Source organism: Candidatus Accumulibacter phosphatis (genome assembly GCF_012939955.1).
In the GTDB taxonomy this organism is placed as follows: Bacteria; Pseudomonadota; Gammaproteobacteria; order Burkholderiales; family Rhodocyclaceae; genus Accumulibacter; species Accumulibacter delftensis.
This window is the reverse complement of sequence record NZ_SPMY01000048.1, coordinates 51,829-62,928: the sequence shown is the minus strand read 5'-3', so window position 1 is coordinate 62,928 and position 11,100 is coordinate 51,829. Positions and strand designations below refer to the sequence as shown.

Annotated in this window: 6 protein-coding genes, 3 tRNA genes, 1 rRNA gene and 1 pseudogene; 2 read left to right on the top strand and 9 right to left on the bottom strand. The window is 59.5% G+C overall.

Going from position 1 to position 11,100, the window contains the following annotated elements; genetic code table 11:
- From E4Q23_RS16730 to trhA, 3 genes are all read right to left on the bottom strand, one after another.
- A 16S ribosomal RNA gene (locus E4Q23_RS16730) occupies positions 1-245 on the bottom strand; the annotation flags it as partial.
- Between the two features lie 161 nt (positions 246-406).
- A tRNA-Met gene (locus E4Q23_RS16725) sits at positions 407-483 on the bottom strand.
- A gap of 427 nt (positions 484-910) precedes the next feature.
- Positions 911-1,528, bottom strand: coding sequence for a PAQR family membrane homeostasis protein TrhA (gene trhA, locus E4Q23_RS16720; RefSeq protein ID WP_169067690.1), 618 nt, complete (start codon positions 1,526-1,528; stop codon positions 911-913).
- 332 nt (positions 1,529-1,860) lie between these two features.
- Between trhA and groES the strand changes: the two genes are divergently transcribed.
- Both groES and groL read left to right on the top strand, forming a co-directional pair.
- A complete protein-coding gene (gene groES, locus E4Q23_RS16715) occupies positions 1,861-2,151 on the top strand; it encodes a co-chaperone GroES (protein WP_169067689.1) in 291 nt (96 codons plus the stop codon).
- A gap of 97 nt (positions 2,152-2,248) precedes the next feature.
- Positions 2,249-3,904 (top strand): chaperonin GroEL, encoded by a 1,656-nt coding sequence (groL, locus tag E4Q23_RS16710; RefSeq protein ID WP_169067688.1) that lies wholly within the window; start codon positions 2,249-2,251, stop codon positions 3,902-3,904.
- A 374-nt stretch (positions 3,905-4,278) separates the two neighbouring features.
- Here the strand turns inward: groL and E4Q23_RS16705 are convergent, their stop codons facing one another.
- From E4Q23_RS16705 to clpP, 6 genes and pseudogenes are all read right to left on the bottom strand, one after another.
- A complete protein-coding gene (locus E4Q23_RS16705) occupies positions 4,279-6,189 on the bottom strand; it encodes a SurA N-terminal domain-containing protein (protein ID WP_169067687.1) in 1,911 nt (636 codons plus the stop codon).
- 75 nt (positions 6,190-6,264) lie between these two features.
- A tRNA-Asp gene (locus tag E4Q23_RS16700) sits at positions 6,265-6,341 on the bottom strand.
- A gap of 23 nt (positions 6,342-6,364) precedes the next feature.
- Positions 6,365-6,440: transfer RNA gene (locus tag E4Q23_RS16695), tRNA-Val, on the bottom strand.
- A 172-nt stretch (positions 6,441-6,612) separates the two neighbouring features.
- Positions 6,613-9,045, bottom strand: coding sequence for an endopeptidase La (lon, locus tag E4Q23_RS16690; RefSeq protein WP_169067686.1), 2,433 nt, complete (start codon positions 9,043-9,045; stop codon positions 6,613-6,615).
- 83 nt (positions 9,046-9,128) lie between these two features.
- A pseudogene (gene clpX, locus E4Q23_RS16685) lies at positions 9,129-10,401 on the bottom strand (ATP-dependent Clp protease ATP-binding subunit ClpX).
- 59 nt (positions 10,402-10,460) lie between these two features.
- Positions 10,461-11,090: an ATP-dependent Clp endopeptidase proteolytic subunit ClpP gene (clpP, locus tag E4Q23_RS16680; RefSeq protein WP_169067685.1), complete on the bottom strand. Its 630-nt coding sequence runs from the start codon at positions 11,088-11,090 to the stop codon at positions 10,461-10,463.
- Positions 11,091-11,100: the final 10 nt, after the last annotated feature.

Below are 11,100 nucleotides of genomic sequence, written 5' to 3'. Positions count from 1 at the left end.
CTAGCTAATCCGACATCGGCCGCTCGCAGAGCGCAAGGTCTTGCGATCCCCTGCTTTCCTGCTCACAGAATATGCGGTATTAGCGTAACTTTCGCTACGTTATCCCCCACTCCAGGGCACGTTCCGATGTATTACTCACCCGTCCGCCACTCGCCACCAGGGTTGCCCCCGTGCTGCCGTTCGACTTGCATGTGTAAGGCATGCCGCCAGCGTTTAATCTGAGCCAGGATCAAACTCTTCAGTTCAAATCCTGAAACCCTCGCTCGACGTTCTTCCATCAGCCCAAGTTCCCTCAGACCAACAGCTTTACTTCCGTGCGAGTTACTCCATCTTTTTGGCAATCCGCATAAGCAGATCACCCCAGACCAAGAACCCACACCTATCGGTTGTCTCATTTTTAAAGAGCTGGTTGCGGGGACAGGATTTGAACCTGTGACCTTCGGGTTATGAGCCCGACGAGCTGCCAGACTGCTCCACCCCGCGACACTGAAGATAGAAATTTCTACCTCTGTTTCGCCGCACTTACTGCCTCGACCTGAGCGATGAAGCTGCCCTGCCTGGCCCTGCGTGCTGCGAAGAGGAAGCATTGTAGCGAGCCGGCAGGACCTGGTCAACTCTTATTCGGCTTTTTTGCGTATTCGCTGTTTCACAAGCCCTTCACCGGGTCACCAGATAGCAGCCTCGTGCGTCACCCCAGCAAGCCCCAAGGCCGCCAGAGCAAGCCCGATCAGTGCTGCCGACTGCCGACCCCGCCGCTGCGCGCGGCTGCACCAGTGTTCTCACAGTGGCGTGCGACCCTCTTTGCCAAGCGTGAAAACTGCGGCTCACCCTTCGCCGGCGGCGTCCAGCGACGCCAGCGTCAGGCACAGCCGCTTTCCCGCCATGACCATGCGGCGTACCGCCGCCCGGATCATAGAACGTAATTCAGAATTGCGAAGTAGTGCGCGGTGCTACCGGCCATCACGAACAGATGCCATATACCGTGCGCATGAGCAAGGCGAGTATCGAGGGCATAGAAGATGATACCAACGGTGTAGAAGACGCCACCTGCAGCGACCCACACGAACCCGGCCGTGCCCAGCGCTTTGAGCAGCGGCACCAGTGCCACCAGCACGGCCCACCCCATCACGATATAGATCACCAACGAGAGATGACGAGCTTCGTTGCGCGGGCGCAACTCTTGCAGACTGCCAAGGATAGCCAGCCCCCACACGGTGCCGAGCAAGGACCAGCCCCACGGGCCGCGCAAGGTCACCAGGCAGAACGGCGTGTAACTGCCGGCGATGAGCAGGTAAATGCCTTGGTGATCCAGCTTGCGCAGGATGTCCTTGGCACGTCCTCGAAAGCTGTGATACAGCGCCGAGAAGCTGTAGAGCAGCACCAGGGTCAGGCTGTAGATTGATACGCTGCCAATTTTCCACACGTCGCCGTCACGCGCCGCGACAACGATCAGCAGCACCGCACCGCCGAGAGCGAGCACAGCCCCGACAACATGAGTCCAGGCGTTGAGTTTTTCGCCGTAGTACATAGAATCCGCCTTGACTCGGTGGGCTACCCCGCGCGAACACCTTGGACCGCAGGATGCGCAGCGTATTGAAGAGCAGGATCTGCATTGTCGCGGAATCGCTTGGCGCGGGTCAATCGCCGGCAACGAGAGTGACGACGGTGGTCGCGCAGGCCTCCGTGCGCACGGCTTGATGACAAAGAAGCGCACTAGCCCTTGAAATTCACCCGGCCCGCCCCTATTATTAGCACTCGCTAGCGTTGAGTGCTAACACCCTGCCACCGAGTTGCGTAAGCGCAGCAGGTGGTGTCCGCTAGTTTTGTTACCCCTATATGCTTAACCGAAGGAGAAACTGCATGAAAATTCGTCCGTTGCATGATCGCGTGATCGTCAAGCGCCTTGAAGAGGAGCGCAAGACCGCTTCAGGTATCGTCATTCCCGATGCGGCTACCGAAAAGCCCGATCAAGGCGAGATCCGCGCCGTTGGCAATGGCAAGCTGCTTGAGGATGGCTCCGTGCGCGCCCTCGCAGTCAAGGTGGGTGACCGCGTCCTGTTCGGCAAGTACGCTGGCCAGACCGTCAAGATCGATGGAGAGGAACTGCTCGTCATGCGTGAAGAAGACATCATGGGCGTCGTCGAGGCCTAGAGCCTCCGGCACGGCAGCTCTCTGCACCGACCCCGGGAATCCCCATCGGCTTTCCGGTTCTGAATCCAATCATTAAAGAATTCTAGGAGTTACCTCTATGGCAGCTAAAGACGTCAAGTTTGGCGACAGCGCACGCGCGCGCATGGTGGAAGGCGTTAACCTTCTTGCCGACGCAGTCAAGATCACCCTCGGCCCGAAGGGTCGCAACGTTGTTCTGGATCGCTCGTATGGCGCTCCGACCGTCACCAAGGACGGTGTCTCCGTGGCCAAGGAAATCGAACTCAAGGACAAGTTCGCCAATATGGGCGCCCAGATGCTCAAGGAAGTCGCTTCCAAGACTTCCGACATCGCAGGTGACGGTACGACCACCGCGACCGTGCTGGCCCAGGCGATCGTCCGTGAAGGCATGAAGTTCGTCGCCGCCGGCATGAATCCGATGGATCTCAAGCGCGGCATCGACAAGGCCGTAACGGCAACCGTCGAAGAACTTAAGAACCTCTCAAAGCCCTGCTCGACCAACAAGGAAATCGCGCAGGTCGGAGCAATCTCGGCCAACGCTGACTACGACATCGGTGACATCATTGCCCGCGCCATGGACAAGGTCGGCAAGGAAGGCGTCATCACCGTTGAAGATGGCAAGTCGCTGAACAATGAACTCGATGTCGTCGAGGGCATGCAGTTCGACCGCGGCTACCTCAGCCCCTACTTCATCAACAACAACGAAAAGCAGAACGCGATCCTGGAAAATCCGTATGTGCTGATCTTCGACAAGAAGATCTCCAACATCCGTGACCTGCTACCGATTCTCGAACAGGTTGCCAAAGCCAGCCGTCCGCTGCTCATCGTCGCCGAAGACGTCGATGGTGAAGCACTCGCCACCCTGGTGGTCAACAACATCCGCGGCATCCTCAAGACCTGCGCCGTCAAGGCACCGGGCTTCGGGGACCGTCGTAAAGCCATGCTCGAAGACATCGCCGTGCTCACCGGCGGCCAAGTGATTGCCGAAGAAGTCGGCCTGACGCTCGAGAAAGCAACCCTCGAAGAACTGGGTCAAGCCAGGCGTATCGAGATCGGCAAGGAAGACACGACGATCATCGACGGCGCCGGCGTTTCGAGCAACATCGAAGCACGCGTCAAGCAAATCCGTGCGCAGATCGAGACCGCGACCAGCGACTACGACAAGGAAAAACTGCAGGAACGCGTCGCCAAGCTTGCCGGCGGCGTGGCCCTGATCAAAGTCGGTGCGGCCACCGAAGTCGAAATGAAGGAGAAGAAGGCACGCGTCGAAGATGCACTGCACGCCACTCGCGCCGCTGTTGAAGAAGGCATCGTTCCTGGTGGTGGCGTGGCCCTGCTACGCGCCCGCAGTGCGTTGGCCGCGGTCACGAGCGACAACCACGACCAAGAGGCGGGGATCAAGATCGTGCTGCGCGCGCTCGAGCAACCGTTGCGCGAAATCGTCGCCAATGCTGGCGAAGAGCCTTCCGTCGTCGTCAATGCAGTGCTGCAGGGCACCGGCAACTTTGGCTACAACGCAGCCACCGGCGAGTATGGCGACCTGGTTGAAATGGGCGTCCTCGATCCGACCAAGGTCACCCGCACCGCGCTGCAAAACGCTGCTTCGATCGCCGGCCTGATGCTGACCACTGACTGCATGGTCGCCGAACTGCCCGAAGACAAGCCAGCCGGCGGCATGGGCGGCGGCATGGGTGGTATGGGTGGCATGGGTGGCATGGGTGGCATGGACATGTAAGTCCCGCCCGAGCTTAACCGCTCAACAAAAAACCCCGCTTCGGCGGGGTTTTTTTCGTCCTGGACCCTTTGCAGGGCAGCCACGAGGTCGCGACGCCGGTAAATCCATCCGCCGACGGCGGAGCGCCTGCCTGAGCCGGCAGCCCCAAGCTAACGATCATGACAGTCGACATACCCCGGATGATGAAAGTCATAACCGCCCCCCCTCTTCCCCCGGCCCTTCTCGCGCAGGGGGCGAAGGGAGGTTCGTGAGTCGGGAGGTTCGTGAGTCGCATTCGCGACTTTCACATTAATGGACTATGCGCCTGTTGTCGCGCCTCGCGGGCGATCGAAAATGCGGCGCAATGTGGCAGCTCGTCCTCTTCCGACAATCGCCTAGCGCTGCTTGCTGTCCAGCGCCGACTTATTGATATCGATCTTGTAACGCGAGCGCAACCCGGCTAGATAAGCAGCAAAGTCCTCCTGACCAAGAATCGTACTGTACTCACGCTGCAGCGCTTCGCGCCGCTTTTCATCGACCACGGCCGGCTGGCTGACCTTGCTGATCTGGTAGAGTACGTAGGTCCCGCCCGCCACCTCGGTGCCAACATAGGTGGGCAATTTCTGCACGTCCGCCCGGAAAACGGCCTGTAGCGCCGCCACCGGCAACTGCTGGCGTTCGAGTCGCGAGACAATTTTGAGCGGGCCCCAGTCAGCCTTGGCCTCGGTTCCCCCTTGCTGCAGAGCACTGAGTTTCGTCTCACCCGCCTGGCGGGCAAGCGCCGCCGCCTCCTGAGTCTTCAGAGCGGCTTCGATGTCTCCCCGCACCTCGACAAAGGGCCTGCTGCTCGCCGCTTGATACTCTGCTACGCGGGCCGACAGCAGTACATTCGGCGCGACTTCGATCGCTTCGGTATTACGCTTGCTTTTCAGCGAGTCAGCCGAAAACAAGGCCGTCAGCACCTTCTGATTACCGAGCTCACCCAGTGCCGCCAGCGCTGCTGGACTCGAGTCGCGCGGCAACCAGCCCGAATGCTGGATCTTCAGGTCGAATTTTTCGACGACCGGCTGCAAGCTGTCGGGCTGCTCATAGACCATGTTGCTGAACGCCTCCGCGGCTTCGGCGAACTGGCGGGATGCTGCCTGACGCTTCAGCTCGTCCTCGAGTTCCGAACGGACTTCGGCCAGCGCGCGTTGTGCCCCCGCTTTGCTTCCGGTCAGCTGGATGATGTGAAAGCCGAACTCCGAGCGCACGACACCGGAAATCTCGCCCTCCTGAAGTTTGAAAACGGCCTCTTCAAAGGGCTTGACCATCATGCCGCGGCCAAAGAAGCCGAGATCGCCGCCTTTTTGAGCAGAACCTGGATCCTGGGAATGCTGTTTGGCCAGTTCTGCAAACTTGCCCGGCGATTCCTGAAGCTCCTTGAGAATGCCATCCGCTTTGGCTTTCGCCTTTCCCTCATCCAGATTCGCATCGACGAGGATCAGGATGTGGCTCGCGCGCCGCTCTTCGGCCGTTTGGTAGCGATCCTTGTGGCTTTCGTACCAGGCGCTGACTTCGACTTCGCTGAGCGTCAGCTTGTCCATCAGCGCTTCAAGCGACAGGACGACGTAATCCGCCTTCGCCTGTTCCGGGATTTCAAAGCGCTGCTTGTTTTCTTCGTAGTATTTTTCGAGCGCCGCGGAATCAATTTTCACCTGGCCAGCGAACTGCTCCGGAGCGAAACGCAGCTCGGCGACCTGGCGTTCCTCGGATTGAATGCGCAGCATCTCGTCGCTCGTCCCGCTCGCGACGATGGCGGTATCGCCAACCGCAGCCACCAGCTGCTGCAAGGTGAGGTCCTGACGCAGTTGCGCTTCGAACTGTGGCTGCGACATGCCCTGCGCCGCGAGCGCAGCCTGATAGCGCGCCATCGAAAACTGGCCGTCTTCCTGCAAGGCCGGAATCTTGCTGATCACATCCCGCAACTGATCGTTGCTCGCAACCAGTCCGCCTTTGGACGCTTCGAGCAGCAGCAGACGCTGGTCCACCAACGCGTTCAACACCGCCAAACGCGCTTCCGGCGTATTCACGGCTGCCGCATCGAAATTGGCACCCAAGGCCTGCCGCAAGCGATCCTGCTGCACCCGCCATGCCTGATCGAACTGCTGCATGGTGATCTTCGAGTCACCGACGCTGGCCAAGTCCGTACCGGCGCCGGAATCGCGGACGTAGGAGTCGACACCCCAGAAGGCAAATGGCAAGGTGATCAGGGCAAGAAACACCTGGACGACTCTCTTGTTATTGCGAACGGCATCGAAGATCATGGTTGTAGCCTGTTAACTCATTGAAATATTGTCGATACAACAAAAAAGGCGAACTTGCGTTCGCCCTATTGGCAATGGCGGAGTGGACGGGACTCGAACCCGCGACCCCCGGCGTGACAGGCCGGTATTCTAACCAACTGAACTACCACTCCAATCGCTGCAGAACCTCTGGTGCTGGTGGGTGCTGACGGGCTCGAACCGCCGACATCCAGCTTGTAAGGCTAGCGCTCTACCAACTGAGCTAAGCACCCGTCGTATGATCCAAGCAAAGAGATGCGAGTTTATCGCATCCGCCGTCGCTTGGCCAGACCGCATTGCGGACCTTCGAAGAGGTTCAAGTCCGCTGGCGCCGCGTCGTAAAAGCGGAGAAGCAGAAAACTGGAGACTTCCCACCTCAAACCCTAACCCGGCTGCCGTGCCCACTCAGTGCCTGAGCACCGCCTGCCCGGCTGGCGAAGTTCCCTCGGACGCGGTCCCGGCGACAGCCGGTGTTGGCGTCGGCGCCGCTTCGCCGGGCAGAGCCTCCGGCTTGCGCTCAAGTGCGTGCGCGAAGACCTGGTCAATCCACCTGACCGGGATGATCTCCAGCTTGTTCTTGATGTTGTCCGGGATCTCGGCCAAATCGCGGACGTTTTCCTCAGGGATCAAGACCCGCGCCAGGCCACCGCGAACCGCTGCCAGGAGTTTCTCCTTGAGGCCTCCGATCGGCAGAACCTCGCCACGCAGCGTGATCTCGCCGGTCATCGCCACATCGCAGCACACCGGAATACCAGTGAGCACCGAAACCAGTGCCGTACAGATCCCGACACCGGCGGAGGGGCCATCCTTGGGGATCGCGCCTTCCGGCAAATGGATGTGGATATCACTCTTCTGGTAGAAGTCGTGATCAATGCCCAGCGATCCGGCGCGCTTGCGCACCACCGAAACGGCCGCCTGGACCGACTCCTGCATCACCTCGCCGAGTTTGCCGGTGGTCGTCGTCTTGCCCTTGCCCGGCAGGACCACCGACTCGATGGTCAGCAGTTCACCACCAACTTCGGTCCACGCCAGCCCGGTCACCTGGCCAACCTGGTTCTCTCGCTCGGCGACGCCGTAGTTGAAGCGCCGAACGCCGAGGAACTTGTCCAGGTTGCGCGCGCTGACGGCAACTTTCTGCTGACTGCTTCTGAGCAGCAGCGTCTTCACCACCTTGCGACAGATCTTCGAAATGTCGCGTTCGAGCGATCGCACGCCCGCCTCACGTGTGTAGTAGCGAACGATATCGCGTAGCGCGCTCTCGGCGACAGTCAATTCGCCAGCGCGCAAGCCATTGTTCTTGATCTGTTTGGGCAACAGATAGCGCTGCGCAATGTTGACCTTCTCATCTTCGGTATAGCCTGACAGCCGGATTACCTCCATGCGGTCGAGCAAGGGTGCCGGAATGTTCAAGGTGTTGGCGGTAGCGACGAACATCACTTCCGACAAGTCGTACTCGACCTCGACATAGTGATCGACGAAAGTCGAGTTCTGCTCGGGATCGAGCACCTCCAGCAAGGCCGAACTCGGATCGCCGCGAAAATCCTGCCCCATCTTGTCGACTTCGTCGAGCAGGAAGAGCGGGTTCTTGACGCCGATCTTGCTCATGTTCTGCAGAATCTTGCCCGGCATCGAGCCGATGTAGGTGCGCCGATGGCCACGGATTTCGGCCTCGTCGCGAACGCCACCCAGGCTCATGCGCACGAACTTTCGACCGGTCGCACGCGCTATCGACTGCCCAAGCGACGTTTTGCCGACACCAGGCGGACCGACCAGGCACAGAATTGGCGCCTTGAGGCGGTCGACGCGCTGTTGTACGGCGAGATACTCGATGATCCGTTCCTTGACCTTTTCAAGGCCCCAGTGATCGGTGTCGAGGACTTTTCCCGCTGCCGCCAGATCCTTGCTGGTGCGCGTCCGTTTGCGCCACGGCAGTCCGATCAGCGTTTCGATGAAATTGCGCACCACTGTTGCTTCGGCCGACATCGGCGACATCAGCTTGAGCTTGCGGAGCTCTGCCTGTGCCTTGGCGAGCCCTTCCTTGCCCATCCCGGCAAGCTTTACCTTCTTCTCGAGGTCCTCCATATCGGCGCCATCTTCACCCTCGCCGAGTTCCTTCTGAATCGCCTTGACCTGCTCGTTGAGGTAGTACTCGCGCTGGCTCTTTTCCATCTGGCGTTTGACACGCCCGCGGATCCGCTTCTCCACCTGCAGGATATCGATCTCGGCTTCGAGTTGCGTCAGCAGGCGCTCGATGCGCGCGCGGATATCGAACATCTCGAGCACTTCCTGCTTCTGCTCGAGTTTCAGCGGCAAGTGCGCGGCAATGGTGTCCGCCAGGCGGCCAGCTTCTTCAATGCCAGCGATCGAGGTCAGGATCTCCGGCGGAATCTTCTTGTTGAGTTTGACGTACTGATCGAACTGAGCGATCACCGCACGCCGCAGCGCCTCGACCTCATGATTGACGCCGTCATCGGCAAGCACTGAGCGAGCACGTGCGAAAAACATCTCATCACGAGATTCTATGGTCTCCAGACGCGCACGCTGGACACCTTCGACCAGCACTTTTACGGTCCCGTCGGGAAGCTTCAGCATCTGCAGGATGTTGGCTACACAGCCAATGTCATACAGGTCCTCGGCTTCCGGTTCGTCCTTGACGGCGGACTTCTGAGCGACGAGCAGGATGCTCTTGCCCGCTTCCATGGCCACTTCGAGAGCCTTGATCGACTTCGGCCGCCCGACGAAGAGCGGAATGACCATGTGCGGGAAAACCACCACGTCGCGCAGGGGCAACAGCGGAAGTTCGACTGGCTCGGTAGCCAACTTGGGGGTTGCAGACATCGATTGTGTCCTTCAGGTTGAGGTTCGTGCCGTCAGATGGTGGCGCGGACCCGTATTTCAAGCCGCAGGCTGCGGCCAGGACATCAGTTGCCGCCAGAAACCTTGGGTTGATCCGTATAGACCAGGATCGGCTGGGCATCGCCGACGATGGCATTCTCGTCGACAACGACCTCCGAGACATTGTCCATACCGGGAAGTTCGTACATCGTATCGAGCAGGACGGACTCGAGAATCGAGCGCAAACCACGTGCGCCGGTCTTCCTTTGCAGCGCTTTTTTTGGCGATCGCCATCATCGCCGCCGGGCGGATTTCCAGCCCCACGCCTTCCATTGCGAAAAGCTTCTGATACTGTTTCACCAGCGCGTTCTTGGGCTCGACGAGAATGTCGACCAGTGCAGCCGCCGACAACTCCTCAAGCGTGGCAAGCACCGGCAAACGACCGATCAACTCGGGAATCAGACCGAACTTGATCAAATCCTCGGGCTCGACGCTGCGCAGCACTTCGCCAATCGCCTTCTTGCTGTCCTTGCTCTTGACCTCGGCGCCAAAGCCGATACCACCACGCTCCGAACGGTCGCGAATGACTTTTTCGAGGCCATCGAAAGCCCCCCCGCAGACGAACAGAATGTTTGTCGTATCGACCTGCACGAAGTCCTGGTTCGGATGCTTGCGCCCACCCTGCGGTGGCACCGAAGCCACCGTGCCTTCGATCAACTTGAGCAGTGCCTGCTGCACACCTTCACCGGAAACGTCGCGGGTGATCGACGGATTGTCGGATTTGCGCGAGATCTTGTCGATTTCGTCGATGTAGACGATGCCACGCTGCGCTTTTTCGGTGTCGTAGTCGGCCTTCTGCAGCAGCTTCTGAATGATGTTCTCGACGTCCTCGCCGACATAGCCGGCCTCGGTCAAGGTCGTCGCGTCAGCCATCACGAACGGCACATCGAGCATCCGCGCCAGCGTCTGCGCGAGCAAGGTCTTGCCCGATCCTGTCGGACCGATCAGCAGGATATTGCTCTTGGCGAGTTCAACCTCATCCTTGCTCTTGCCATGATGACGCAGGCGCTTGTAGTGGTTGTAGACGGCCACCGACAAAATGCGCTTGGCCTGCTCCTGACCGATTACGTACTGGTTGAGGAGAGCCGCAATTTCCTTCGGGGTCGGCAGTTCGCCGTCGGCGCCCTTACCGCCCTGCTCACCGGCGATCTCGTCGCGCACAATGTCGTTGCAGAGCTCGATACACTCGTCGCAGATAAACACTGACGGCCCGGCAATCAGCTTTTTTACTTCATGCTGACTCTTGCCGCAGAACGAGCAGTAGAGCAGCTTCTCACTGCCACTTTTCTTTTCTGACATCTCGACCTACCTCACTGTCAATCCGTATGGACACCTATGGACACCGCCCGGATGCGAGCTCAAACCGCATCCCGATTGGCCAGTACCTTGTCGATCAGACCGTATTCTGCCGCTTCTTGGGCCGAAAGGAAATTGTCACGGTCGGTGTCGCGTTCAATACGCTCCATCGGCTGGCCGGTGTGATGCGCCATCAATTCGTTGAGTTTGGCACGCAGCGAAAGAATTTCCTTGGCGTGAATCGCGATATCGGAAGCCTGGCCCTGGAAGCCACCCATTGGCTGGTGAATCATCACTCGCGAATTGGGCAAGGCAAAGCGCTTGCCGCGCGCACCAGCCGTGAGCAGAAACGCCCCCATCGAGCAGGCCTGTCCCATGCACAAGGTCGACACTTCGGGCTTGATGAACTGCATGGTGTCATAGACCGACAGGCCAGCCGAAACCGAACCGCCAGGCGAATTGATGTAGAAATGGATATCCTTGTCGGGATTCTCCGCCTCCAGGAAAAGCAGCTGCGCCACCACCAGATTGGCGGTCACATCATTGACCGGACCGACCAGGAAGATGACGCGCTCCTTGAGCAGGCGCGAGTAGATGTCGTAAGCGCGTTCGCCACGACCGCTCTGCTCGACCACCATCGGGACCAGACCCAGCGCCTGCGGATCCCAGCTGCTGCCATGGTCTATGTTCATTTCGGCTCCT